The organism is Streptomyces spororaveus, assembly GCF_016755875.1.
Taxonomy (GTDB): Bacteria; Actinomycetota; Actinomycetes; order Streptomycetales; family Streptomycetaceae; genus Streptomyces; species Streptomyces spororaveus.
In genome coordinates this window covers 5,923,733-5,947,656 of sequence record NZ_BNED01000005.1, presented here as the reverse complement: position 1 = coordinate 5,947,656, position 23,924 = coordinate 5,923,733, and the positions used below count along the sequence as shown (strand labels likewise).

The 23,924-nt window shown below is 73.0% G+C and carries 23 protein-coding genes and 1 other RNA gene; 12 read left to right on the top strand and 12 right to left on the bottom strand.

The window, feature by feature from the left end; genetic code table 11:
• Positions 1–31: 31 nt before the first annotated feature.
• The 5 genes from Sspor_RS29335 to Sspor_RS29315 all read right to left on the bottom strand — a co-directional run bounded on the left by Sspor_RS29335 (position 32) and on the right by Sspor_RS29315 (position 4,838).
• Positions 32–727 (bottom strand): biliverdin-producing heme oxygenase, encoded by a 696-nt coding sequence (locus tag Sspor_RS29335; RefSeq protein WP_202201789.1) that lies wholly within the window; start codon positions 725–727, stop codon positions 32–34.
• 84 nt (positions 728–811) lie between these two features.
• A complete protein-coding gene (locus Sspor_RS29330; protein ID WP_202201788.1) occupies positions 812–1,129 on the bottom strand; it encodes a hypothetical protein in 318 nt (105 codons plus the stop codon).
• 84 nt (positions 1,130–1,213) lie between these two features.
• Positions 1,214–1,897 carry a PhzF family phenazine biosynthesis protein gene (locus Sspor_RS29325; RefSeq protein WP_202201787.1) on the bottom strand — a complete coding sequence of 228 codons (684 nt, stop codon included), beginning with the start codon at positions 1,895–1,897 and terminating at the stop codon, positions 1,214–1,216.
• Positions 1,898–1,916: 19 nt separating this feature from the next.
• The gene (locus Sspor_RS29320; RefSeq protein ID WP_202201786.1) at positions 1,917–3,329 is read right to left on the bottom strand and encodes an HtaA domain-containing protein; all 1,413 of its coding nucleotides are present in this window, start codon (positions 3,327–3,329) and stop codon (positions 1,917–1,919) included.
• A gap of 90 nt (positions 3,330–3,419) precedes the next feature.
• Positions 3,420–4,838 (bottom strand): HtaA domain-containing protein, encoded by a 1,419-nt coding sequence (locus Sspor_RS29315; RefSeq protein ID WP_202201785.1) that lies wholly within the window; start codon positions 4,836–4,838, stop codon positions 3,420–3,422.
• Positions 4,839–4,899: 61 nt separating this feature from the next.
• Here Sspor_RS29315 and Sspor_RS29310 point away from each other — a divergent pair, with 61 nt between their 5' ends.
• From Sspor_RS29310 to efeU, 6 genes are all read left to right on the top strand, one after another.
• Entirely contained in the window at positions 4,900–5,967 is a 1,068-nt protein-coding gene (locus Sspor_RS29310) for a heme/hemin ABC transporter substrate-binding protein (protein ID WP_202201784.1), read from the top strand.
• Between the two features lie 172 nt (positions 5,968–6,139).
• On the top strand, positions 6,140–7,333 hold the full coding sequence (locus Sspor_RS29305) for a FecCD family ABC transporter permease (RefSeq protein ID WP_237404078.1): 1,194 nt from the start codon (positions 6,140–6,142) through the stop codon (positions 7,331–7,333).
• Positions 7,330–8,184, top strand: a complete 855-nt coding sequence (locus tag Sspor_RS29300) for a heme ABC transporter ATP-binding protein (RefSeq protein ID WP_202201783.1) — start codon at positions 7,330–7,332, stop codon at positions 8,182–8,184. The genes Sspor_RS29305 and Sspor_RS29300 overlap by 4 nt, the downstream gene beginning before the upstream one ends.
• Before the next feature lie 189 nt (positions 8,185–8,373).
• Positions 8,374–9,525 (top strand): iron uptake system protein EfeO, encoded by a 1,152-nt coding sequence (gene efeO, locus Sspor_RS29295; protein WP_202201782.1) that lies wholly within the window; start codon positions 8,374–8,376, stop codon positions 9,523–9,525.
• Positions 9,526–9,554: 29 nt separating this feature from the next.
• Complete coding sequence (gene efeB / locus Sspor_RS29290; protein ID WP_372499645.1) at positions 9,555–10,832, top strand: iron uptake transporter deferrochelatase/peroxidase subunit; 1,278 nt, start codon at positions 9,555–9,557, stop codon at positions 10,830–10,832.
• A gap of 25 nt (positions 10,833–10,857) precedes the next feature.
• Positions 10,858–11,715, top strand: coding sequence for an iron uptake transporter permease EfeU (gene efeU / locus Sspor_RS29285; protein WP_202201781.1), 858 nt, complete (start codon positions 10,858–10,860; stop codon positions 11,713–11,715).
• A gap of 54 nt (positions 11,716–11,769) precedes the next feature.
• Here efeU and Sspor_RS29280 read toward each other — a convergent pair whose 3' ends face one another.
• The 3 genes from Sspor_RS29280 to Sspor_RS29270 form a co-directional block, all read right to left on the bottom strand.
• Positions 11,770–12,357, bottom strand: a complete 588-nt coding sequence (locus Sspor_RS29280; RefSeq protein WP_237404077.1) for a GNAT family N-acetyltransferase — start codon at positions 12,355–12,357, stop codon at positions 11,770–11,772.
• On the bottom strand, positions 12,354–13,217 hold the full coding sequence (locus Sspor_RS29275) for a PhzF family phenazine biosynthesis protein (protein ID WP_202201780.1): 864 nt from the start codon (positions 13,215–13,217) through the stop codon (positions 12,354–12,356). The genes Sspor_RS29280 and Sspor_RS29275 overlap by 4 nt, the downstream gene beginning before the upstream one ends.
• Positions 13,218–13,303: 86 nt before the next feature.
• Positions 13,304–14,065 (bottom strand): SDR family oxidoreductase, encoded by a 762-nt coding sequence (locus Sspor_RS29270; protein ID WP_202201779.1) that lies wholly within the window; start codon positions 14,063–14,065, stop codon positions 13,304–13,306.
• 108 nt (positions 14,066–14,173) lie between these two features.
• Between Sspor_RS29270 and Sspor_RS29265 the strand changes: the two genes are divergently transcribed.
• Both Sspor_RS29265 and Sspor_RS29260 read left to right on the top strand, forming a co-directional pair.
• Positions 14,174–15,469: a multidrug effflux MFS transporter gene (locus tag Sspor_RS29265; RefSeq protein ID WP_237404076.1), complete on the top strand. Its 1,296-nt coding sequence runs from the start codon at positions 14,174–14,176 to the stop codon at positions 15,467–15,469.
• A 107-nt stretch (positions 15,470–15,576) separates the two neighbouring features.
• Complete coding sequence (locus Sspor_RS29260) at positions 15,577–16,581, top strand: small ribosomal subunit Rsm22 family protein (RefSeq protein WP_202201778.1); 1,005 nt, start codon at positions 15,577–15,579, stop codon at positions 16,579–16,581.
• Positions 16,582–16,632: 51 nt separating this feature from the next.
• Here Sspor_RS29260 and ddaH read toward each other — a convergent pair whose 3' ends face one another.
• Positions 16,633–17,505: a dimethylargininase gene (gene ddaH, locus Sspor_RS29255; RefSeq protein WP_344550135.1), complete on the bottom strand. Its 873-nt coding sequence runs from the start codon at positions 17,503–17,505 to the stop codon at positions 16,633–16,635.
• An 81-nt stretch (positions 17,506–17,586) separates the two neighbouring features.
• Between ddaH and Sspor_RS29250 the strand changes: the two genes are divergently transcribed.
• The gene (locus Sspor_RS29250) at positions 17,587–18,198 is read left to right on the top strand and encodes a TetR/AcrR family transcriptional regulator (RefSeq protein WP_202201776.1); all 612 of its coding nucleotides are present in this window, start codon (positions 17,587–17,589) and stop codon (positions 18,196–18,198) included.
• 170 nt (positions 18,199–18,368) lie between these two features.
• A complete protein-coding gene (locus tag Sspor_RS29245; protein WP_202201775.1) occupies positions 18,369–19,118 on the top strand; it encodes a bifunctional DNA primase/polymerase in 750 nt (249 codons plus the stop codon).
• Positions 19,119–19,219: 101 nt separating this feature from the next.
• Here the strand turns inward: Sspor_RS29245 and yaaA are convergent, their stop codons facing one another.
• The gene (gene yaaA / locus Sspor_RS29240; RefSeq protein ID WP_202201774.1) at positions 19,220–20,023 is read right to left on the bottom strand and encodes a peroxide stress protein YaaA; all 804 of its coding nucleotides are present in this window, start codon (positions 20,021–20,023) and stop codon (positions 19,220–19,222) included.
• A gap of 112 nt (positions 20,024–20,135) precedes the next feature.
• On the opposite strand from yaaA, the gene Sspor_RS29235 reads away from it, so the two are divergent.
• Positions 20,136–21,581 (top strand): RNB domain-containing ribonuclease, encoded by a 1,446-nt coding sequence (locus tag Sspor_RS29235; protein WP_202201773.1) that lies wholly within the window; start codon positions 20,136–20,138, stop codon positions 21,579–21,581.
• A 7-nt stretch (positions 21,582–21,588) separates the two neighbouring features.
• Here Sspor_RS29235 and Sspor_RS29230 read toward each other — a convergent pair whose 3' ends face one another.
• Both Sspor_RS29230 and Sspor_RS29225 read right to left on the bottom strand, forming a co-directional pair.
• Positions 21,589–22,425: a hypothetical protein gene (locus Sspor_RS29230; RefSeq protein ID WP_202201772.1), complete on the bottom strand. Its 837-nt coding sequence runs from the start codon at positions 22,423–22,425 to the stop codon at positions 21,589–21,591.
• A complete protein-coding gene (locus tag Sspor_RS29225) occupies positions 22,422–23,156 on the bottom strand; it encodes a MerR family transcriptional regulator (RefSeq protein WP_202201771.1) in 735 nt (244 codons plus the stop codon). Before Sspor_RS29225 ends, Sspor_RS29230 begins: the two co-directional genes overlap by 4 nt.
• 87 nt (positions 23,157–23,243) lie before the next feature.
• On the opposite strand from Sspor_RS29225, the gene rnpB reads away from it, so the two are divergent.
• Positions 23,244–23,645: RNase P RNA component class A (gene rnpB, locus Sspor_RS29220), an RNA gene on the top strand.
• The last annotated feature ends 279 nt before the right edge of the window (positions 23,646–23,924 follow it).

Here is a 23,924-nt window from a genome sequence, read left to right as displayed (position 1 = left end):
CTGTGCACCGGGCCCGGTCGTGTACCACCCCTTACGCGCTGAGCGGGAACTGCTCGCCCAGCTCGCGGAAGACCGCGCCGTTGAAGTCGAAGGCGCGCTTGCACTCGTCGATGATGCGCTGCTTCTCCAGGTCGTCCGCGGCTATGGCGTCCAGCAGCTCACGGTAGGTCCGCTTGAAGGCGGCCGGGTTGGAGATGTCCGAGAAGACGTAGAACCGGACGCCGTCGCCCTTGCGCTCGAAGCCCCAGGTGCGCTCCGCCTTGTCGCGGATGATCTGGCCGCCGGAGAGGTCGCCCAGGTAGCGGGTGTAGTGGTGGGCCACGTACCCGCCCGGCCACTCGGCGGCGCACTGCGCCACGCGCTCGGCGTAGGCGCGCGTCGCGGGCAGGGCCGCCACACTCTCGCGCCAGTCCGGGCCCACCAGGTGGGCGAGGTCGCGCTCGATCTCGCCCACGCGCATCAGCTCGGGCCGGATGAACGGGCCTGCCACCGGGTCGTCCTTGAGGGATTCGGCCGCGTCCTCCAGGGCCCGGTACACGAACCACAGCTGCTCGGTGTAGCGCGTGTAGGCGTCCACGCCGAGCCGCCCACCCAGCAGGTCGCTCATGAAGGTCGACGTCTCCGCCTCGGTGTGCTGCTCGTGCGAGGCGACGCGGATGACCGTAGAGAAGGCGTCCAAGGCGGACCTCCAGGAAGAGGAAACAGGCGCGGCGGGCCGTGCCGCCATGCCCGATCTTCCTACTTAGGTTTGCCTAAGTCAATGAGTTCCCGACGCATTGTCGGTAAAAGATCCGGCGCTGCGCACCCCGTGTCAGCCGCCCGAGAACCCCCAGAGCGTGAGGATCGTGACGAGGACCAGGTGGGGGTAGAAGAAGGCCAGGAGGCAGCCTGCGCTCCCGACCGCGAGCCGCCGCCCGCGCTGCGCGTCGGTCCGCGGCGGGATCCAGGTGAAGGCCACCATCGCCACCGGGAGGGCGTAGAACCAGACCAGCCCGGGCGGGAAGCCGGGCAGGTAGGAGGTCGCCCGGCCGCACCACACGGCCACCGGGCCCAGCACGGTGAAGAGCGCCGCCACCGGCAGCCATTGCCGCCGCTCGTCGGGGCGGCGGGTCACCGAAGTCTTCGTCATGCCGCCATTGCACCGCGCCAGCCGGTGGCGGCATCAGCGCCGGCGTACTCACTTCCCCTGCGCGAAATACCCAGAGGCGGTGGGTCAGATCCGGTCCGGGTCCGGGTCCGGGTGAGGGCTCGGGGCGAAGCGGACGCGGCCGCCGATCTCCACCGTGCCGTCCGGGCCGGGGGCGGTGAGGATCTGGGAGCCGGCGCCCTGGGTGATGTTCAGGGCACGGTTCAGCTGGGCCGTCAGCAGGATCGCGGCCGAGCCCGTGGCCTCGTCCTCGGTGATGATCCCGTCGGGGCGGCGCGGAAAGCCCCGGGCCCGTACGCGGCCGGCGGCCTCGTCCTCCCAGGCCCAGGCGTACAGCCAGCCCTCGCCGGGCGGCGGGGCGGGCAGCGCCTCGACCTCGGCGACGGATGCGTACTGCTCGGTGCGCTTGCCCTCGACCCACTCGGGGCGGGCCGTGATCCAGGTGAACTCCCCGTCGTCCCGGGCCCATACGGATCCGGCGGGCGGCTGGAGCTCCTCTATGTCCAGCAACCACGCGGCCCCGACCAGCGGATGCCCCGCGAAGGACATGCGCGTGCCGGGGGTGCGGATGTCGACGACCCCGCGCTCGGGGTCGTCGACGAACACCGTCTCGCTGTAGCCGAGTTCGGCGGCCAGCGCCTGCCGTGACGCATCGTCGGGGCAGGTCCGGCCGTCGCGTACGACGCCGAGCAGGTTGCCGAAGCGGCCGTCACCCGCGCAGAAGACCTTCAACACGTCGAGATCGTTCACGCGGGAATTCAAGCACGGCTCAGACCTGGGACGTACGCCGCCTGCGCGCGAGGTACACCGCGCCCGCGCCGGCCGCGATCACCACGCCGGAGGTGGTGAGCAGGGCCCCGGCCGGGATCTCGGCGCCGGTGTCGGCGAGGTTGCCGCCGACGGCGGAGCCGCCGGTGGAGGAGCCGCCGCCGACCGTGCTGCCCGTACCGCCCGTGGTGCCGCCGGTTCCGCCGGCGGCGCCTCCGTTCGAGCCGCCCGTCGTACCGCCGGCGCTCGGCAGGGTGGCGTCCTTGTCCACCGCCACGGCGAAGGTGAGCGGATCCATCGGGTCGCCCGCCTTGTACATGGACCCGGTGGTGGCGTTGGCGAAGGCGGCCGCGCCCTCGGCGGTGAAGGCCGCCGGGACCGCGTTCAGCGCCAGGACGCCGTTCCTGGTCTTGTAGTCGGTCTTCGACAGGTCGAGCGTGGCGAAGCGAAGGCCCGTCTTGGCGCCGGAGGCGTTCTTGACGTCCACGTAGAGGGTGCCGGTCTTGCCGGTGGCCTCGACGCGCGGGTCGCCGAAGGTCATGTCGATGCCGTGGGCCGCGTACTGGAAGCGGAGGTTGCCCTGGAAGGAGGCGTTCAGCTTCTGCTTCTTGACGTCCAGGTCGCCCTTGCCGAAGGCGAAGTCGAAGGTGTCGCCGTTCTTGGCGGCGCCGCTGGCCGGGGTGATCGAGCCCGCGCTCAGCACGTATGTGCGGAAGGACTCCTTCACACCCCACGTCAGCCTGCCGCTGAGCACCTTCTGCGTGTCGTCGGCCGGAGGCGTCGGGTTCTTGGTGGTGTTCTCCGGGGTGGGCTCGGGGGCGGGCTTCTCGAACTGCAGCTTCGCGGTGAGCGGGTCGCCCGCCTTGTCCTTGTAGCCCGGGTAGCCGAGGGCGTCCGCGGCTTCCGCGGTGAGCGTGGTCCCCAGGTTGTCCATCGTCTGGCCGGCGAAGGCCACGGCGGCCAGCGGCACGTCCTGGGTGGTCGCGCCGCCCTTGGTGACGTCCGCGGTGAGCTTCTTGGTCCCGGTGTCGATACGGAAGTCCGAGAGCTTGACCTCGAAGCCGTGGCCGGCCGGCGGGGCGGGCGAGGAGAAGGTGACGCTGCCCTTGAAGGCGGCCTTCACCACGTGCCCGTTGGCCGGCTCGTACGCACCGGTCGGCGCGCCGAAGCGCAGGGTGCCGTCCTTGTTCTGCTCGGCCCCGTCCGCGACGGTGATGGTGCCCTTGGCCATGCCGGTCACGTAGGCGCGGTAGCTGGCGAGCACACCCCAGTCGAGGGTGCCGCCGGTGATCTTCATCGGTTCGGTGGGCGGGCCGCCCGCGGCGGTGGCGGGCAGGGCGAAGGCGGTGGCGCCGAGCGCCGCGGCGGTCAGGACCGCGGCCGCGAGGGAGATCGGGCGTCGGATGGACGACATGACTGGGTACTCCTGAAGGACCAGGGGGACGGGGAAGGGGAGAGGGAGGGGGAGGGGGAGGGGGAGGGGGAGGGGGAGGGGGAGGGGGTGCTACCGGGGCGCGTCGGTCGGCGCCGGCGAGGCAGCGGCTGCCGTACGCCGCTTGCGCACGGCCAGGAAGGCGCCGCCGCCGGCCAGGACCAGGACGGCCACGGCGAGGGCGATGAAGAGCCCGGTGTCCGAGGACTCCTCGGCCTTCGCGGCGGGAGCGGACCCGGCGGACGGCGACGCGGCCGCGGGGGCGGCGGGGGCGGGCGAGGCCGTCGAACCCAGGTCGGGCAGGGCGGGCAGCCGGGCGGTGGAGTCCAGGGCGACGGCGAGCGAGACGGGGTCCATCTCGGTGCCGGCCTTGTACATGGAGTTGAAGGCCTGGGAGCCGCCCTCGGTGAGGGTGGCCGGGGCTTCGGTCAGGGCGGCCAGTTTGCCCTCGGTCTTCAGACCCGCGGCGTCGAACTCCACGAGCGGGACGGCGTTCTTCGTCGCACCGCCGGTGGTGACGTCCGCGGACAGGATTCCCTTGCCGTTCTCCACCTTCACGCTCATCCTGCCGAGGGTGAGGTCGAGGTGGGCGCCGGTGAACCGGACGGTTCCGGCGAAGGCCGCGTCGAGCGTGCTTTTCGCCCCGTCGAACGAGCCTTTGCCCTGCGGGAAGCGGAAGAGCGCGCCACCGTCCTGGGCCCCCTCGGCGAGGGTCCACCCGCCCTGGCCGACCGAGCCGGTGACGTACTCGCGGAAGGTGCGGCGCACCCCCCAGTCGACGGCGGCGTCGGCGAAGGCGCCCGGCGCCTGCGGGGTCTGCGCGGTGGCGCTCGGCTGCGCGGCCGGGGCCGACGGCGCGGGCGCGGCGACCGGGGCGGCCTTGACGTCGGCGGTGAGCGAGACGGGGTCGAGCTGGGTGCCGGCGCCGTAGTACCCGGCGAAGGCCTTGGCGCCTTCCGCGGTGAGGGTGGCCGGGATGTTGGTGAGGGACAGCGGGCCGGCGCCGCCCTTCATGTTGATGCCGCCGACGCCGAGCGAGGCGAAGGCGACCTGCGACTGGTCGGTGACCGCGCCGCTGTCCTTGGCCTTGCTGGAGACGTCCACGTACAGGGTGCCCTTGCCGCCGGAGATCTTGACGGTCGGGCGGCTGATGGTCATGTCCAGCTCGTGGACGCCGTCGGGCTTCTGGTGGCCCTGGAAGGACACCCCGCCCGAGTAGGAGGCCTCGAAGGTGCCGGAGCCGGGGTCGTAGGAGCCGGCCGCGGAGTGGAAGCGGAAGAGGCTGCCGCCGACGGTGGCGGCACCGCTCTTCAGCTTGAAGCCGCCTTTTGCCACCGGACCCGTGACATAACTCTGGAAGGACGATTTGATGCCCCAGTCGAGACGGCCCCCTTGTACGGTGCCCGCCTGCGCGGCGGTCGCCGGGAGCAGGGCACCCAGCAGGGCCGCCAACAGGGCGACGGCGAACGTACGGACGGGTCTCGTGGGCATGAATGCCCCCTCCTCAGGGCTAGCAAGCAAGGTTAGGCTAACCTAAGCTAACCCTGACCGGATGAACACCCCCCGGTCTCCAGAACCTCAGTCGGACGATCAGGACGGTGCCTTCGTGCCTACGCCCGCCGCGTCACACCGCTTCCCCCGCCTCGCAGTTGCCGTGGCAGCACTGGCACTCGCGCTGACGGCCTGCGGAGGTACGGCCACCACCCCGGGCTCATCCGCCCCCGGCGCAGCCGCGGTCCCCGACCGGCTGGAACCGCTCCCGGCGCCACAGCCGGCCCTGCCGGTCACGGTGCCCTCGGCCGACGGCGCCCAGGTCACGGTCACCTCCGCGGACCGGGTCGTCCCGCTGAGCGGCAGCCTCAACGAGATCGTCCACACGCTGGGTCTCGGCCGGCAGGTCGTCGCGAGGGACATCACGGCCACCTTCGAACAGGCCGCCCGGCTACCGGTGGTGACACGTGGACACGACGTCTCCGCCGAGAGCGTCCTGTCCCTGCGTCCAACCCTCGTCATCGCGGAGACCACCAGCGGCCCGGGGGAAGCGATCCAGCAGATCCGCGATGCCGGCATCCCCGTCCTGGTGGTGACCCCGGCCAAGTCCCTGGACGACGTACCGAGGCGGATCGACACGATCGCCGCGGCGCTCGGCGTCAAGGAGGCCGGCGCGCAGCTCAACCAGCGCACCGCCGACCGGATCGCCACCGTCCGCAAGGACATCCCGGCCACCTCCGGCAAGAAGCCCCGGGTGGCCTTCCTCTACCTGCGCGGCACCGCCTCCGTCTACCTGCTGGGCGGTTCGGACTCCGGCGCCGCCTCACTGCTGGAGGCGGCCGGCGCGGTCGACACCGGCAAGGACTCCGGGCTCGGCAAGGACTTCACCCCCATCACCAGCGAGGCCCTGGCGGCCGCGGCCCCCGACGCGATCCTCGTCATGTCCAAGGGCCTGGAGTCGGTCGGCGGCATCGACGGCCTGGTGAAGATCCCGGGCGTCGCCCAGACCCCGGCCGGCATGGACCGCCGCGTGGTCACGGTCGACGACGGCGTCCTCCTCAACTACGGCCCGCGCACCGACCAGGTCCTCTCCTCCCTGGTCACCCAGCTCTACGGCAAGGCCGCCTGAGGTGACCCTCCACGACCCGGCAGCCAAGGACCTGCCCACCACCGACGAAACCGCGGCGCGACCCACAAGCAACTCCGAGCCGACCGGGAGCATTTCAGCGCGACCCACACGTAGCTCCGAGGCGACCGGGAGCGCGCCGCCGCACCCCCGCGGTTCCGACGGGGCCGGGTGTGTGCCGGGGCGCTCCCCGCAGGGCGCCGAACGCACTGCCGTCGAGCTTTCCGACCCCTCGTCACGTTCGGCGTCCGAGGAGACGCCCCGGCGCGCGCCCGGCCCCGGCGGAACCGCCCCCACCACGGCGAAGCCCGAGCCGCACAAACCCGAGCGCGACCGCACCCGCACCCGCAGACCCGCACTCCTCACCACCGCCCTCGTCGCCGCCCTCGCCCTCCTCGCCCTGCTCTCCGCAGGAGTCGGCGCCTACGACATCCCCCTCGCCGACGTCCTCGCCTCCGTCCGGCACCACCTCGGCCTCGGCGGCGCCCCCCTCGACCGCGTCGGCGAGAGCGTGCTGTGGAACGTCCGCCTCCCCCGCGTCGTGCTCGCCCTGCTCGTCGGCGCCAGCCTCGGCTGCGCCGGCGCGCTCATGCAGGGCGTCTTCGGCAACCCCCTCGCCGAGCCCGGCGTCATCGGCATCTCGGCCGGCGCCGCCGTCGGCGCGGTCGCCGCCATCGGCCTCGGCCTCAGCTTCTTCGGCAACTGGACGATCACCGTCTGCGCGTTCGTCGCGGGCCTGACCACCGTCAGCTCGGTCTACCTGCTCTCCCGCAACGGCGGGCGGACGGAGGTCGTCACCCTCATCCTCACCGGCATCGCCGTCAACGCCTTCGCCGGCGCCCTCATCGGCCTGTTCGTCTTCTTCGCGGACAGCGGCCAGGTCAACCAGATCACCTTCTGGCAGCTCGGCTCCCTCGCCCAGGCCACCTGGCCCAAGGTCCTCGCCGTGCTGCCCTGCGCCGTCGCCGGCCTGCTCGTCGCCCCGCTCTACTCCCGCCGGCTCGATCTCCTCTCCCTCGGCGAACGGCCCGCCCGCCACCTCGGCATCGACGTCGAACGGCTGCGCCTGGCCCTCATCCTGGTCGTCGCGCTGCTCACCGCGGCCGCCGTCGCCGTCGCCGGTGTCATCACCTTCATCGGCCTGCTCGTCCCGCACCTGCTGCGCATGGCCAACGGCCCCGGCCACCGCTTCCTGGTCCCCGGCAGCGCCCTCGCCGGCGCCGTCGTCCTGGTCGCGGGCGACCTGGCCGCCCGGACCCTCGCCCAGCCCGCCGAGCTGCCCCTCGGTGTACTGACCGCCCTGCTCGGCAGCCCGTTCTTCTTCTGGCTGCTGCGCCGCACCCGTCGCAAGCAAGGAGGCTGGGCATGACCGGCAGGCTGTCGGGGCTGCTCACGACCGGGCTCCTCACCCGCGCGCGCAGGACCGTACCGGCCCGGCCCGCCCCCGGCGACGCCGTCGCCGAGGCCGTGGACCTGCACCTGCGGCTCGGGCAGCGCGAGGTGCTCGCCGGGATCGACCTGACCGCCCGGGCCGGCGAGGTGCTGGCGCTCGTCGGCCCGAACGGCGCCGGCAAGTCCACACTGCTGGGCGCGCTCGCCGCCGACCTGCCCGCCGCCTCCGGGGTGATCCGGATCGACGGCCGCCCGGTGGGCGACTGGAGCGCGCCGGATCTCGCGCTGCGCCGCTCCGTACTCCCCCAGTCGGCCGCACTGTCCTTCCCCTTTCCGGTGGAGGACGTCGTACGGATGGGCCGCGCGCCCTGGGCCGGCACCCCGCTCGCCGAGGCCGACGAGGAGGCGGTGGCCCTCGCCATGGCCGCCACCGAGGTCACGGACTTCGCCGCGCGCCCCTTCTCCGCCCTCTCCGGTGGCGAGCGGGCCCGGGTCGCGCTGGCCCGCGTACTGGCCCAGCGGGCCCCGCTGCTGCTGCTCGACGAGCCGACCGCCGCCCTGGACCTGCGCCATCAGGAGCTCGTGCTGCGCATCTGCCGGGAGCGGGCCGCGGCCGGGGACGCGGTCGTCGTCGTCCTGCACGATCTGGGGCTGGCCGCCGCCTACGCGGACCGGGCGGCCGTGCTGCACGACGGGCGGATCGCCGCGGACGGCCCGCCGGCCGAGGTGTTCGAGGGCGGGCTGCTGAGCCGGGTCTACCGCCAGCCGGTGGAGGTGCTCCCGCACCCGCGTACCGGGGCCCCGCTGGTGGTCCCCATCCGGGCTTGACCTCCGCTTGACCTCACCATGGCATTGCCATGGAGGTCTCGTGACCGGGCCGTGTCCGGCGCGAGGAGGTATGAGCTGAATCACGGTACGCGGGGGTATGGGTGAGGTAAGCCTCGGTTAAGTTAGGTCCGCCTCATCGGCCTCTCCCTCCACGGGGCGGCCCCTCACGTCCGACGCCAGGAGCCCCCTATGCGCCCCGCTCGCCTCACCGTCATCGCCGCCGCCTCCGTGGCGGCCGCTCTGACCGCCGTCACCGGCTGCTCCCAGAAGAGCGACGCGGGCAGCGAGGGTGCGATCAAGGTGACGGCGTCCGACAGCGCCTGCGAGGTCTCGAAGACGGAGTTCCCCTCCGGCAAGGTGCAGCTCGACGTCGAGAACAAGGGCTCCAAGGTCACCGAGGTCTACGTCCTCTTCCCGGACGCCCGCATCGTGACCGAGCGCGAGAACATCGGCCCCGGCACCAAGGCCTCCATCACCGCCGAGATCAAGGCGGGCGACTACGAGATCGTCTGCAAGCCCGGCATGAAGGGCGACGGCATCTCCCAGAAGGTCAAGGCCACCGGCCAGGGCGGCGGCGAGAAGCGCTCCCCCGAGATGGACGCCGCGGTCGCCGCCTACCGCGCGTACGTGGTCCAGCAGGCCGAGGAGACCCTCCCCAAGGCGCAGGCCTTCGCGGACGCCGTCAAGGCCGGCGACGTCGAGGGCGCGAAGAAGCTGTACGCGGGCTCGCGCATCGGCTGGGAGCGCACCGAGCCGGTCGCCGAGTCCTTCGGCGACATCGACCCGAAGGTCGACGTCCGCGAGGACGGCCTGGAGGCCGGCCAGGACCCGGCGAAGGACTGGACGGGCTGGCACCGTCTGGAGAAGTCCCTGTGGGCCGACAACAAGATCGACGACAACGACAAGAAGCTCGCCGACACCCTGATCACGGACCTGACCGACTGGCAGAAGAAGGTCGGCCAGGCGGAGATCACCCCGACCTCGATCGCCAACGGCGCCAAGGAGCTCCTGGACGAGGTCGCCACCGGCAAGGTCACCGGCGAGGAGGAGCGCTACTCGCGCACCGACCTCGTCGACTTCAAGGCCAACGTCGAGGGCGCCCAGAAGGCGTACGAGCTGCTCAAGCCGATCGCCTCGAAGAACGACCCGGAGCTGGTCAAGCAGCTCGACACCCAGTTCACGGCCCTGAACACCCTTCTGGACAAGTACCGCGCCGACCAGACCACCTACGAGTTCACCTCGTACGACAAGGTCGGCGAGCCGGAGCGCAAGGAGCTCTCGGACGGCGTGAACGCGCTCGCCGAGCCGCTCTCCAAGCTCGCCGCCGCGGTCACCAAGTAACCGGCAGAGACGGAAGCAGGCGGGAGAGCATGATGACCGAGTCGGACTCGGCTGCGCAGCAGTCTCCGGAAGACAGTGGCGCTTCCGCGCCCTCACGGCGTGCGGTGCTGGGCTGGGGCGGGGCCGGGTTCGCGCTCGGTGCCGCCGCGGCCGGCGGTGCCGTCGCCGCGTTCGGCGGCGGCCCGGACATGGTCTCGGCGGCGTCCGCCGGCGCGGCCGTGCCGTTCCACGGCGAGCACCAGGCCGGTATCGCGAGCGCCGTGCAGGACCGCCTGCACTTCGCGGCCTTCGACGTGAAGACGAAGGACCGCGAGGAGCTGGTCAAGCTCCTCAAGGAGTGGACCGCGGCGGCCCGCCTGATGACGGCCGGTCTGCCGGTCGGCGACGTCCACGAGGGCCTGCCGGAGGCCCCGCCCACCGACACGGGCGAGGCACTGGGCCTGAAGGCCTCCCGGCTCACGCTGACCATCGGCTTCGGGCCGGGCCTGTTCGCCAAGGGCCGGTTCGGCCTGGAGGGCAAGCGTCCCGAGGCGCTGGTGGACCTGGAGCTCTTCCCCGGCGACAACCTGGACGCGGCCCGCTCCGGGGGCGACCTCTGCGTCCAGGCCTGCGCCGACGACCCGCAGGTCGCCGTGCACGCGATCCGCCAGCTGGCCCGCATCGGCTTCGGCCGCACCGCGATGCGCTGGTCGCAGCTCGGCTTCGGCAAGACCTCGTCGACCACGCCCGACGAGCAGACCCCGCGCAACATGATGGGCTTCAAGGACGGCACCCGGAACATCTCCGGCACCGACGCGGCGGCCCTGGACAAGCACGTGTGGGTCGGCGCGGGCGACGGCAGTGACTGGCTGACCGGCGGCTCGTACCTGGTGGCGCGCCGGATCCGGATGAACATCGAGACCTGGGACCGCACCCCGCTCCAGGAGCAGGAGGACATCTTCGGCCGCGACAAGGGCGAGGGTGCCCCGGTCGGCAAGTCCAAGGAGCGCGACGAGCCGTTCCTGAAGGCGATGAAGCCGGAGTCCCACGTCCGCCTCGCGCACCCGGACACCAACAGCGGTGCGACGATCCTGCGCCGCGGCTACTCCTTCACCGACGGCACGGACGGACTGGGCCGCCTGGACGCGGGCCTGTTCTTCCTCGCCTACCAGCGCGACATACGCAAGGGCTTCATCCCGATCCAGCGCAACCTGGCCAAGTCCGACGGCCTCAACGAATACATCCAGCACGTGGGTTCGGCCGTCTTCGCCGTCCCGCCGGGCGTCCGTGACAAGGACGACTGGTGGGGCCGGACGCTGTTCGCGTAGTCCCCGCCGGAGAGGAACAACCGCCGTGTTCGGCAACTATCTGATCGGCCTGCGCGAGGGGCTGGAGGCCAGCCTGGTCGTCTGCATCCTCGTCGCCTACCTGGTGAAGACCGGCCGCCGGGACGCCCTGCGTCCCGTGTGGCTGGGCATCGCGATCGCCTGCGGGATCTCCCTCGCCTTCGGCGCGATGCTCGAATTCGGCACCCAGGAGCTGACCTTCGAGGCGCAGGAGCTGCTCGGCGGCACCCTGTCGATCATCTCGGTGGGTCTGGTGACGTGGATGGTCTTCTGGATGAAGCGCACCGCGCGGCATCTGAAGGCCGATCTGCACGGCAAGCTCGACACGGCGCTGGCCATGGGCACCGGGGCGCTGGTCGCCACCGCCTTCCTGGCCGTCGGCCGGGAGGGCCTGGAGACGGCGCTGTTCGTGTGGGCGTCGGTACGGGCCAGCGGCGAGGGTTCCTCGGCTCCGCTGATCGGTGTGCTGCTGGGCATCGCCACGGCGATCCTGCTCGGCTACCTCTTCTACCGGGGCACGCTGAAGATCAATCTGGCCAAGTTCTTCCGGTGGACCGGCGCCATGCTGGTGGTCGTGGCCGCGGGCGTGCTCGCGTACGGGGTGCACGACCTCCAGGAGGCCCGTTTCCTGGGCGGCCTGGGCGACAAGGCCTTCGACATCAGCGAGACGGTCCCGCCGGACAGCTGGTACGGGACCCTGCTCAAGGGCGTCTTCAACTTCCAGCCCGACCCCACCGTCCTGCAGCTCACGGTGTGGCTGCTGTACCTGGTGCCCGTGCTGACGCTGTTCCTGGTCGACCGGGGCCGTCCGGCGGGCGCGCCGAAGGTGCGGCCCGCGGACTCGGACTCCGCGCCCGCCAGCTGAGGGCGCGGGCGGGCCGCTGCCGACGACAGGCTGTGGTGAGGGCTTTCCGGGCTCTCACCACAGCCTGTCGGTGTCTCCGGGGTGGAGCGGGACGCGGACGCCCGTGAAGGCGGCGCGGTCCCGGCCGGGGCCGTCCGTGAAGAAGGCCGCGAGCACCACCTTGTCGAAGCCGGGGTGGTCGGTGGCCAGCGGCTCCTCGGGGGTCCCGCCCACCAGGACCGTGCCGGGCAGCACTTCGAACCCGGCCGCCTCGTAGAACGCCGCCAGGGGCCGGTCGCAGCTGAACAGCGCCAGGTCCACGGCCGGGTCCGCCGCCAGTTCGGCGCGGGCCGCCGCGACCAGCCGGCCGCCGAGCCCGCGGCCGCGCAGCTCCGGCCGTGCGACGACGGAGCTGAGTCCGGCGGCCCGGTACGTCCGGCCCGCCAGCGGGACCGGCTTGTACAGCAGCGAGAGCGCGGCGGCCACCGTCCCGGCGCCGTCCACGAGCAGCATCGTGCGCGGCGTGAGCGCCGGATCGTGCCCGGGCGAGGATCCCGGCCAGACCGCGGCCTCCAGCTCGGCGACCTGCCGGGCCGGCCCTGCGGGCAGGTCCGCCTCGGCGCATCCGATCACCCTCAACACCGGGCCGATGGATTCGCTCACGGGATGCGGACGCCCTCGCCGCTCACCCGCACCCGCGGGTCGCCTTCGCGCAGTTCCACCGTGAGGACCCCGGGCCGGCCCATGTCCGCGCCCTGGTGGAGCGTGAGGACCGCGTCCGCCGGGACCAGGCCGCGCTCGCGGGCGTACGCGCCGAAGGCGGCCGCGGCGGCTCCCGTGGCGGGGTCCTCGACCACGCCGCCCACCGGGAAGGGGTCGCGGACGTGGAACTCGGCCGGGCCGGCCCGGTGCACCAGCTGGACCGTGGTGAGGTCCAGGCGCCGCATCAGGGCCTCCAGCCGGGCGAAGTCGTAGGCGAGGCCGGCGAGCCGGGCCCGGGTGCGGGCGCCGATCACCAGGTGCCGGGCCCCGGCGTAGGCGATCGCGGGCGGGAACGCCGGGTCCAGGTCGGCCTCGGGCCAGTCCAGGGCGGCCAGTGCTTCGGCGAGGTCCGCCGCGCCGATCTCCTCGGTGTGCGGCTCGACGCTGGTGAGCGTGGCCCGCAGCCGGCCGTCCTCGGAGGTGACGGACACCGGTACGGTCCCCGCCCGGGTGGCGAGGAGGAGCTCGCACGGCCCGATCCGCTCCCCCAGCGCGACGGCCGTGGCCACGGTCGCGTGCCCGCAGAAGGGGACCTCCGCCTTGGGGCTGAAGTAGCGCACCGTGAACGACCGGCCCTCCTCCCCGCCGAACCCCTCGGGCGGGGCGGTCAGGAAGGCCGTCTCGCTGTAGCCGAGCCCGGCGGCGATCTCCAGCATGGCGCGCTCGTCCAGGCCGGCGGCGTCGAGCACGACCCCGGCGGGGTTGCCGCCGTCCGGGTCGTGGGAGAAGGCGGTGTAGCGCAGTACCTCGATGTCGGTCATGCGTCCATGATCGTCCGCGTCCCCTCGGCCTGGCAATGCGGTTCCCGCGGCGGATCCCGCCGCTGTCCCCGCTGTCCGGCCGCGGCTCAGCCGCGGCCGATGTAGGGCATCGAGGTCGCCATCACCGTCGCGAACTGCACGTTCGCCTCCAGCGGGAGCTCCGCCATGTGCAGGACCGTGCGGGCCACGTCGGCGGCGTCCATCACCGGCTCGGCGGCCAGCTGCCCGTTGGCCTGGAGGATGCCGGTCTGCATCCGCTCGGTCATCTCGGTCGCCGCGTTGCCGATGTCGATCTGGCCGCAGGCGATCCGGTAGGGCCGCCCGTCCAGCGAGAGGGACTTGGTCAGGCCCGTCATCGCGTGCTTGGTCGCGGTGTAGGCGATGGAGTTCGGGCGCGGCACGTGCGCCGAGATGGAGCCGTTGTTGATGATGCGGCCGCCCTGCGGGTCCTGCCGCTTCATCTGCCGGAAGGCGGCCTGCGCGCACAGGAAGGAGCCCGTGAGGTTGACGTCGACGACCGAGCGCCAGGCCTCGTAGGTGAGGTCCTCCAGCGGGACCCCGCCCGGACCGAAGGTGCCCGCGTTGTTGAAGAGCAGGTCGAGACGCCCGTACCGGGCCCGGACCGACTCGAACAGCGCAGTCACGTCGTCGGGGTCACTCACGTCCGCCCGTACGCACAGCACGTCGGCGTCCGGTCCGGCGGCTTCGGCGGTCTCCTCCAGCGGCTCGGCACGACGGCCGGCCGCGGCCACGGCCCAGCCCGCCGCGGCGAGGGTCAGCGCCACGGAGCGGCCGATCCCGGAACCGGCGCCGGTCACCACGGCGATCTTCTTCGTACTTTCGTCCATGGGGCCGCAGGGTACGTCACACGACGCCGCGTGCCCCGGACGTTCCGATTGCTGAGAGCATGGGTCGGTCAGGGGTGCGTAGATCAGATGAGAAGACTGGAGTTCCGCATGTCGGAGAGAGGCCCCGCGACGGCCGCCTCGCACGACTCGTCGCCCGAATCGCCCTCCGCCCCCACCGCCGAAGCGCCCCTGACGGCCGCACGCCGCACGGGTCTGCTGGTCACCTTCATACTCGGCGGGCTCACCGCCCTCCCCCCGCTGTCCATGGACATGTACCTGCCGGCCCTGCCGCAGGTCACCGATGTCCTGAACAGCCCTGCCGCGACCATCCAGCTCACCCTCACCGCCTGCCTCGCCGGCATGGCCCTGGGCCAGCTCGTCATCGGCCCGATGAGCGACAAGTGGGGCCGCCGCCGGCCCCTGCTCATCGGCATGGCCGTCTACGTCCTGGCCACCGCGATCTGCGCGCTCGCCCCGACCGCCGAGCTGCTGATCGCCTTCCGGCTGATCCAGGGCCTGGCCGGCGCCGCCGCGATCGTCATCGCCCGGGCCGTCGTACGCGACCTGTACGACGGCGTCGAGATGGCCCGGTTCTTCTCCACCCTGATGCTCATATCCGGGGCCGCCCCGATCATCGCCCCGCTCATCGGCGGGCAGGTGCTGCGCGTCGCCGACTGGCGCGGGGTCTTCGTCGTGCTCACCGTCGTCGGCACGGTGCTCACGCTGATGGTCTGGCGCGGCCTCGGCGAAACGCTGCCGCCCGAGCGGCGGCACACCGGCGGCGTCGGCTCCGCCCTGCGGACCATGCGCGGGCTGCTCGGCGACCGGGTCTTCGCCGGCTACACCCTGACCGGCGGCTTCGCCTTCGCCGTGCTCTTCTCCTACATATCCGCCTCGCCCTTCGTGATCCAGGAGATCTACGGGGCCTCGCCGCAGGCCTTCTCCCTGCTCTTCGGGCTCAACTCGGTCGGCCTGATCCTCGTCGGCCAGATCAACGGCAAGCTGCTGGTGGGCCGGGTCCGTCTGGACAAGGTCCTGGCCGTCGGCCTCGGGACCATCACGGCCGCGGCGGTGGCCCTGCTGCTGATGTCGACCGGGGTGTTCGGGGAGGTCGGGCTGACTCCGATCGCCGCCGCGCTGTTCGTCCTGATGTCGGCGATGGGCGTGGTCCTGCCGAACACCAACGCGCAGGCCCTGATGCGGACCCCGCACGCGGCCGGATCGGCCTCCGCACTGCTCGGCACCTCCTCGTTCCTGGTCGGCGCGATCGCATCGCCGCTGGTGGGCATCGCGGGCGAGGACACGGCGGTACCGATGGCACTGGTCCAGCTGGTGTGCGCGCTCCTCGCCGTGGGCGCCTTCCTCGGGCTGTGCCGCCCCTGGCAGACCGCGTCCGCCGAGTGAGGCGCCGTCCCGGGCCCGCCGGCGCCTGAGGCGCCGCTTCCGGCCCCGCCCGCCCGCGGCGGGCGGGGCCGATCCGACGGCTCCGCCCGGCGGCATAAACTTCGCAGGTGAACGCCTCCGCCCCCACCTCCGCCGAGACCCTCCGCAGCACGCTGGGCAGACTGCTCGACGGAATCCCGCCGAAGCAGGCCACGGCCGCCGTCGAGCGGCTCATCGCCAGCTACCGGGGGCAGACCCCGACCGACGCGCCCGTACTGCGCGACCGCTCCGACGTGGCGGCGTACGCGGCGTACCGGATGCCCGCCACCTTCGAGGCCGTCCGGGGCGCCCTCGACGGGCTGGCCGAGGCGGCGCCCGACTGGGCGCCGGGCTCGCACGTGGACGTGGGCGGCGGCACCGGCTCCGCGACCTGGGCGGTGGACGCCACCTGGGACGGCCCGCGGGAGACCACGGTGCTGGACTGGGCGGAACCCGCCCTGGCCCTCGGCCGGGAGCTGGCGGCCGCCTCGACCTCCGAGGTGCTGCGCGGGGCCACGTGGCGGCGGGCGGTCATCGGCTCGGCGCTGAACATCCCCGAGGCGGACCTGGTGACGGTGTCCTACGTACTGGGCGAGCTGACCGCGCAGGCGCGCAAGGCCGTCGTCGCCGAGGCGGCGCGGGCCGGCCAGGCCGTGGTGCTGATCGAGCCGGGCACTCCGGAGGGGTACCTGCGCATCCGCGAGGCCCGCGACCAGCTGATCGAGGCCGGGCTGCGGATCGCCGCCCCCTGCCCGCACGACGGGACCTGTCCGATCGAGGTCGGCCAGGACTGGTGCCACTTCTCGGCGCGGGTCAGCCGGTCCTCCCTGCACCGGCAGGTCAAGGGCGGCTCGCTGCCGTACGAGGACGAGAAGTTCAGCTACGTCGCCGCGACCCGCTTCCCGGTGGAGCCGGCCGCCTCCCGGATCACGCGGAAGCCGCAGATCCGGAAGGGGCTCGTCCTGCTGGAGCTGTGCGGCCCCGAGGGGACCGGCCTGACCCGGGTCAATGTGACCAAGCGCCACGGCGACCTCTACAAGGCCGCCCGGGACGCCGACTGGGGCCAGGCCTGGCCCCCGGCACCGCAGCCGTAGCCGCAGCCGCAGCAGCAGCAGCCACGGCAGCAGCCACGGCCGGAACCGGTGCTACGGGCGCAGCTCCTGGGTACAGCACTTCACGCTGCCGCCGCCCTTGAGCAGCTCGCCCAGATCCATCGGGACCGGCTCGAAGCCCCGGTCCCGCAGCGGCTCCAGCAGTCCGGTCGCCGCCTGCGGGAGCAGGACGTGCAGGCCGTCCGAGACCGCGTTGAGGCCGAGGGCGGCCGCGTCCCGGCCGTCGGCGATCAGGGCGTCCGGGAAGAGCCGCCTGAGCACTCCCTGGCTGCCGGGCGAGAAGGCGTCGGGGTAGTACATGATCTCGTCGCCGTCGAGAACGCTGAGCGCCGTGTCCAGGTGGTAGTAGCGCGGGTCCACCAGGTCGAGGCCGATGACGGGGCGGCCGAAGAACTCCTGGGCCTCGTCGTGCGAGAGCGGACTGGAGCGGAAGCCCCGGCCGGCCAGGATGTAGCGGTCGGTGACCGCGAAGTCCCCCTCGCCCTCGTTGACGTGGGAGGGCTCGTGAAGGTCGGAGTAGCCGTTGCTCCGGAACCAGTCGAGGTGCCTCTCGGCCTCGGCGGCCCGTTCGGGGTAGGCGAACCGGGCCCCGAGGACGCGGCCGTCGACGACGAGGGCGCCGTTCGCCGCGAAGACCATGTCGGGCAGCGCGGGGTCGGGTTCGAGGGTTTCGACGATGTGGCCGAGGGAGCGGTACCGGTCCCGCAGGTCCTCCCACTGGGCCAGGGCGAGGGGCAGGTCCACCGGTTTCGTGGGATCCATCCACGGATTGATGGAGTACGTGACCTTGAAGTGTGCGGGTGGGCACATCAGGTAGCGCCGGGGTGTGGCGACTCTGCGCAAAGAAGGCTCCTCACGACTTACACGACTCGGGACGAGTGCTGGAGAGAATCGTCTCTCCTTCACCTGGACAGCACAGTGAACTGATTGGGTGGTTTACGCAAACCCTCGGAAAGACGAAACGTCTCGCTTTGATAATTTCGGGCCATGCCCAAGACCCCTGACGCCACCCGCCGCAACGACCGCTCCCGGCGCGCCATCCTCGACGCCGCGCTCGCCCTCGTCGGGGAGGTCGGCTACAACAAGCTGACCATCGAGGCCATCGCCGCGCGTGCGGGCGTCGGCAAGCAGACGATCTACCGATGGTGGCCGTCGAAGGCCGCCGTCCTCCTCGATGCCTCCCTGGCCCTCGCCGGGGACGCGGAGACGGAGTCCGAGTGGACCGGCTTCCCCGACACCGGGGACCTCGCGGCCGACCTCAAGCACGTCCTGCGGCTGACGGTCGACGAGTTCAACGACGAGAAGTACGAAGCCCCCGCGCGCGCCCTGACGGCGGCCGGGGCCACCGACCCCGAGCTCGGCGCCCGCTTCACCGAGCAGCTGCTGGAGCCCCAGCTCGCCCTGTACGAGGAGCGGCTGCGCGCGGCCCGCGAGGCCGGCCAGCTCGCGCCGGACACGGACCTGCGCCTCACGGTCGAGATGCTCGTCGGTCCGCTCACCTACCGCTGGCTGATGCGCACCGCGCCCCTGACGCACGCCTACACCGACGCGCTCGTGGACCGGGTGCTGGGCGGGGTGGCCAACGTCACCGCCCGCTAGCGGGCAGGGAATCGAAGATCGGCCGAGAACATTTGGCCTGTTTCTATGGTTATGTGGGGGTTTCCGGACGCGCATCTTCAGCCCCCCGGTCGTCGAGAGCGGTCACCCGGGGCTCAGGATGGTGGGACCATGGGTTGGTCCGCCGGGGATACGGTGAGGTGAGGGGATAGATGGGGTCTGAGTCCGGCCGCGTCAAACGCGGCGAGCAGAGCAGGATTTCCCAGTGGCTGCGCCGGCGGCAGAAACCCACCGCCGAGGACCCCGGAGCCGAGCGCGAGGCGCTCCTCCTGGCCGTCGCCGCCGCGGGCCTGCCGCTCGCCCCCGCCGCCCATCCCGCCGGTTACCGATGTTCGTGCGACCGGATCGGCTGTCCGACGCCCGCACGGCACCCCGTCTCCTTCGCCTGGCAGACCCAGTCGACCACCGACCGCGCACAGGTCGAACGCTGGGCGCGCAACCAGCCCCAGGCCAACTTCATCACCGCGACCGGCATGGTCCACGACGTGCTCGACGTCCCGCTGGAAGCCGGCACCGACGCCCTCGACCGGCTCCTGCTCGCCGGCATCAAGGTGGGCCCCGTCGCCGAGTCGGGCGGCACCGGCGACCAGGCCCGGATGCTCTTCTTCACCGCCACCCGCGGCACCCCCGAGGACGAGGACGAGTGGTGGCCCTGCGCCCTGGACTGCCACCCCGAGACCATGGACGAACACCCGGGCCTGCGCTGGCACTGCCGGGGCAGCTACGTCCTGGTCCCGCCGGCGGCCCTGCCCGGTGACCAGTCGGTGACCTGGATCCGCGGTATGGAGCACGCCCTCCCGGACCCGCTCACCCTCCTGGAAACCCTGACGGACGCCTGCGCCACGTACGCGGGTACCGCGAACCTGACCCCGGCCACGGTCGCCTGGCCCCTGGGCCACTAGCCCGGGCTCCGCCCCGAACCCCGCGCCTCAAACGCCGGCGAGGCTGGAATCGCGCGGGGGTGCGGGGGGGCGGAGCAGCCGACAGCGGCGCCGCGCCCGGCTCAGTGGTGGATCTGCGTCACGACCACGTCGAGGGACCACGCCTTGGCCGCCTTGGCGGGGGCCTCGGCTTCGACCGTGTAGCCCAGGTCCCGCAGGGCCGTGACCAGCTCGGCGGGCGACGCCGGAACGCCCCCCGCGAGCAGCAGGTCCCGTACCAGCCGGCCCTTCGTCGCCTTGTTGAAGTGGCTCACCACCGACCGCTTCTCCACCCCGTCCACCATCTGGGAGTGCAGCACCCGGACGGTCGCGGTCCGCCCCGCCACCTCGCCCTTCGGCTTCCACGCGGCCCCGTACGCCGCCGACCGCAGGTCCAGTACCAGCCCGTCCCCGGCCGCCTCCGGCATGACCTCCGCCATCGGCCCCCGCCAGTACGCGCCCAGCGCGCCCAGCCCGGGCAGTTTCACCCCCATCGAGCAGCGGTACGAGGGGATCGCGTCGGTGATCCGGACCGCGCCCCACAGCCCCGAGAAGACGAGCAGCGCGTCCTCGGCCGAAGTCCGCGCCGCCGCGGGCAGATCGGCCAGGCCCAGCGCGTCGTAGAGCACGCCCGTGTAGATCTCGCCCGCCGGCCGCGCCCCGGCCGTACGCAGCTCCGCGTTCTTGGCGACCTCGCCGCGCAGGCCCTCGCTCAGGCCCAGCACCTCGCGCGCCTTCAGCTCGTCCGCCGCGCACAGCTCGACCAGCTCCTCCAGCACCGCCGCACGGGCCGGGGCCAGACCGGGCAGCGACAGCGCCTCCGGCTTCAGGGGTGCGCCGGAGCCGCCGGCGGCCTTTCCTTCGGACGGCGGCAGCAGCACGAGCACGGTGGTTCTCCTTCGGTACGGCGTCGCGGGGGGTGCGGCCCCCGAGCCAGGGTAGACGTCCGCGCCGCCCGCTCGCCGCGCCGTCCGGGCCGCCCGCCCCTAGGCTCGACGCATGCCACGCCGTCAGATGCACATGACCGGCGCAGACGGGGCTGCTCTGCGGGCCGCGCTGCGCGAACTGCGGACGAAGCTGGGGGTGCCCGAGGGGTTCCCGGCGGCGGTCCTCGCCGAGGCCGAGCAGGCGGCGGCGCACCCCCGCCTCCCGGACCTGGACAGTACGGACATCCCCTTCTTCACGATCGACCCGCCGGCCTCCGTCGACCTCGACCAGGCCATGCACCTGGCCAAGCGTTCCGGTGGCGGCTACCGCGTCCACTACGCCATCGCCGACGTCGCCGCCTTCGTCGCCCCCGGCGGCGCGCTCGACGCCGAGGCCCACCGGCGCGTGACCACCCTCTACTTCCCCGACGGGAAGGTCCCGCTGCACCCGGCCGTCCTCTCCGAGGGCGCGGCCAGCCTGCTGCCCGACCAGGTCCGCCCCGCCCTGGTGTGGCGGTTCGACCTGGACCCCGACGGCCGGGTCGAGACCGTCGACGTCCGCCGCGCGCTGATCCGCAGCCGGGCCAGGCTCGACTACGACGGCGCCCAGAAGGCCATCGACACCGGCACGGCGGAGGAGCCGCTCGCCCTCCTGAAGGACATCGGCCGGCTCCGCGAGGCCCTGGAACAGGCGCGCGGCGGCATCTCCCTCAACGTGCCCGAGCAGGAGGTCGTCGAGCGCGACGGCAGCTACTCCCTGGCCTACCGCGCCCCGCTGCCCGCCGACGGCTGGAACGCGCAGATCTCCCTGATGACCGGCATGGCCGCGGCCGATCTGATGCTGGCCACCGGCACGGGCATCCTGCGTACGCTGCCCAGCGCCCCCGACGGCGCGGTCGGCAAGCTCCGGCGGACGGCGAAGGCCCTGCGGATCGACTGGCCGCACCACGTGCCGTACGCCGAACTCGTACGCTCCCTCGACCCGCACCGCCCCGCCCACGCCGCCTTCCTCCAGGAGTGCACGGCCCTGCTGCGCGGCGCGGGCTACACGGTCTTCACCGGCGGCGAGAGCCCCGACCCGGCGATCCATTCCGCGGTGGCGGCCCCGTACACGCACTGCACCGCGCCGCTGCGCCGGCTCGTCGACCGCTACGGCGGGGAGCTGTGCCTGGCGGCGGTGGCCGGGACGGAACCGCCGGCGTGGGTCCTGGCGGCCCTTGCCGCGCTCCCGGACGAGATGGCGGAGGGCAGCCGGCGGGCGAACACGGTGGAGCGGGAGTCGGTGGACCTGGTCGAGGCCGCCGTACTGAAGGACCGCGTCGGGGAGACCTTCGAGGCCACGGTCATCGATGTCGAGGACCGGGAGCCGCGGGCGGGCACGGTCCACCTGGAGGATCCGGCAGTGGTCGGCCGCGTCCGGTCCACGACGCCGGACCTGCCCCTGGGCGAACGGATCCGGGTCCGGCTGACGGAGGCCGACCCGGGCACCTCGAAGATCCTCTTCGCGTCGGTCCCGTAGACACCCCCTAGGGAACGGCGGGCCGTCGGCGCAGGGCGGTGACCAGTGTGCGCGGGTCGTCGGCGTGGAAGCGGACGGTCCGGGCCTCGCCCGTGGCGCCGAGCGGCCGGGTGAAGGCGAGCGGCCGGTTCAGTTCCAGGGTGACGGTGGTCTGGCTGCCGACGACGAGGTCCAGCACCCCGTCCTCGGAGAGGGTGACCAGCCTGCCCTCGGGATAGCGCCGGTCCACCCGCGCCGAGGCCACCGCGTCCGCCGGTACGACCAGGTCGAACAGGGCCCCGTAGCGGATCCGCAGGGACCCGTCGGGGCGGACCACGTGCGGCCGGGTGACGCATGCGGCGTGCAGGGCGAGGACGAGGAGGATTCCGTACACGTCCAGCACCAGCACCACCCGGTGCACCGCGGGCCAGGGGATGAGCACGGCCAGACCGACGGTCTCGATCACCGACACGAAGAGCATCCCGTACATCATGGCCGTCTGCGGTCCGGTGTACGGGGCGGCGAGGTCTCCGGGGCGCACCCCGTGCCTCCGGCGGACGACCCACCGGCCGAGCGCTGCGGTGGCCCGCAACTCGTGCAGCACCAACCGCCTGACCTGCACGGGGACCACGGCCCGGACCGCCGCGCGACAGGCGGCCCGCCGGCCGGCGCCGCGGGCGCGTTCGGCGGCGTAGAGGCCGTGCAGCACCCGCGCCTCCAGCAGCAGCACGCCGACGAGGAGCGCCTCGGTCGCGGCGGGCACCCAGCCGGGCAGGCGCACCCCGGCCGCCAGGCACACCACGAGCGCCAGCTCCGCCGGGACGACGGCGGTGACGGCGATCCGTGCCGCGCGTATGCGGGTCATCCCCGCCCCCTCTCGATGAACGCCTCCATGACGAGGCGGACGACTTCGGCCTGCGCGGGCGCGTACTCGGCGAGCAGCGCCTCCTTGAACCCGGCCACCACCGTCCCGTCGGCGGGGACCGCGGCGAACACCTCGTCGGGAACGGCCGCCACCAGCTCCGCCGCCAGGGGCGGGATCCGCGGGTCGTCGACGGGCGCGTCGGCGAGCTCGTCGAGGCGTACGTACAGCGCGAGCACGGCGGGATCGGCGGCGAGCGGGCCGAGCGCGGCGTAGACCTCCTGGCCGCCGGCGCCCGTGGCGTCGAGGAGGATCAGGTGCTCGCGGTCCTTGGCGGCGGCCGGGGAGTCGGTCAGGGGTGCCTTCGCCAGCAGCGCGGCAAGTGCGGGCGAGAGCGGCTCGGCCTCGCCCGGCCCGGCGGCGAGCAGCACCGCGAGGCGGCGCCGGCGTTCCCGGATCTCGGCCTCCTGCCGGGCCAGGTCGGCGTCCAGTTCCGTGAGGACGTCGGCGAGTTCGCGCCCGGCGTCGTCGGCGAGGACGTCCCGCACCTCGTCGAGGCTGAGCCCGAGCTCGGTGAGGCGGCGTACGCGGGCCAGCAGGACGGCGTCCCGGAGGCTGTAGGCCCGGTAGCCGTTGGGGCGCCGCTCCGGTTCCGGGAGCAGCCCGACATGGTGGTAGTGCCGGATCGCCCGGGTGGTGAGCCCGACGACCGCGGCGATCTCTCCGATCCGCATGCCCCCAGTAGAAACCCTGCCGTTGCGTCAAGGTCAAGCGAGGTCGGACGCGGTCGTCGCCGCGGGTAACATGGTCGCCACGGCAGACGAGTCGGCCGGGCGGCCGCGTCGGGGTCTCAGGATCCCGCCGAGGAACGTCCGGGCTCCACAGGGCAGGGTGGTGGCTAACGGCCACCCGGGGTGACCCGCGGGACAGTGCCACAGAAAACAGACCGCCAGGGGCTTCGGCCCCCGGTAAGGGTGAAACGGTGGTGTAAGAGACCACCAGCGCCTGAGGTGACTCAGGCGGCTAGGTAAACCCCACCCGGAGCAAGGTCAAGAGGATCCGTCCCCGGACGGGTCTGCGCGAACGCTTGAGGGCTGCCCGCCCGAGTTCGCGGGTAGACCGCACGAGGCCGGTGGCAACACCGGTCCTAGATGGATGGCCGTCTCCCCGGCGACCGCGAGGTCACCGGGCGACAGAACCCGGCGTACAGGCCGGCTCGTCTGCCGCTTCCACTCCCGTTCGGGGGCAAGCGGTTCTCTCTCCGGCTCGGCTCCCGCCGGGCGCTGCCCGGACCTGCGCCTCAAACGCCGGCGGGGCTGGGTGGTGTGGAGCGGCAGGACTTCGACAGCGCGACCTGGCCCCACGGACCGCCGGGCTCGTTTCCCGGATCCCCCGACGCGTGGGGAGCGGGGACGGGCAGGGGTGTCCCCGCAGGACGAGCGCGCACCCCCGATCCACAGCCGAGACATGCCTGACCGCGCGAGCCGAGGAGACACCCCTGC

Bases quoted from the DNA above. Each gene is read 5' to 3' on its own strand.
- Sspor_RS29225 (WP_202201771.1), bottom strand. From the start codon at position 23,156: ATGCGGATCGGAGAGATCGCCGCGGTCGTCGGGCTCACCACCCGGGCG.
- Sspor_RS29310 (WP_202201784.1), top strand. From the start codon at position 4,900: ATGAACACCCCCCGGTCTCCAGAACCTCAGTCGGACGATCAGGACGGT.
- Sspor_RS29315 (WP_202201785.1), bottom strand. From the start codon at position 4,838: ATGCCCACGAGACCCGTCCGTACGTTCGCCGTCGCCCTGTTGGCGGCC.
- Sspor_RS29270 (WP_202201779.1), bottom strand. From the start codon at position 14,065: ATGGACGAAAGTACGAAGAAGATCGCCGTGGTGACCGGCGCCGGTTCC.
- Sspor_RS29320 (WP_202201786.1), bottom strand. From the start codon at position 3,329: ATGTCGTCCATCCGACGCCCGATCTCCCTCGCGGCCGCGGTCCTGACC.
- Sspor_RS29275 (WP_202201780.1), bottom strand. From the start codon at position 13,217: ATGACCGACATCGAGGTACTGCGCTACACCGCCTTCTCCCACGACCCG.
- efeB (WP_372499645.1), top strand. From the start codon at position 9,555: ATGATGACCGAGTCGGACTCGGCTGCGCAGCAGTCTCCGGAAGACAGT.
- Sspor_RS29250 (WP_202201776.1), top strand. From the start codon at position 17,587: ATGCCCAAGACCCCTGACGCCACCCGCCGCAACGACCGCTCCCGGCGC.
- Sspor_RS29300 (WP_202201783.1), top strand. From the start codon at position 7,330: ATGACCGGCAGGCTGTCGGGGCTGCTCACGACCGGGCTCCTCACCCGC.
- Sspor_RS29230 (WP_202201772.1), bottom strand. From the start codon at position 22,425: ATGACCCGCATACGCGCGGCACGGATCGCCGTCACCGCCGTCGTCCCG.
- efeO (WP_202201782.1), top strand. From the start codon at position 8,374: ATGCGCCCCGCTCGCCTCACCGTCATCGCCGCCGCCTCCGTGGCGGCC.
- Sspor_RS29335 (WP_202201789.1), bottom strand. From the start codon at position 727: ATGGCGGCACGGCCCGCCGCGCCTGTTTCCTCTTCCTGGAGGTCCGCC.
- Sspor_RS29245 (WP_202201775.1), top strand. From the start codon at position 18,369: ATGGGGTCTGAGTCCGGCCGCGTCAAACGCGGCGAGCAGAGCAGGATT.
- Sspor_RS29330 (WP_202201788.1), bottom strand. From the start codon at position 1,129: ATGACGAAGACTTCGGTGACCCGCCGCCCCGACGAGCGGCGGCAATGG.
- Sspor_RS29265 (WP_237404076.1), top strand. From the start codon at position 14,174: ATGTCGGAGAGAGGCCCCGCGACGGCCGCCTCGCACGACTCGTCGCCC.
- Sspor_RS29235 (WP_202201773.1), top strand. From the start codon at position 20,136: ATGCCACGCCGTCAGATGCACATGACCGGCGCAGACGGGGCTGCTCTG.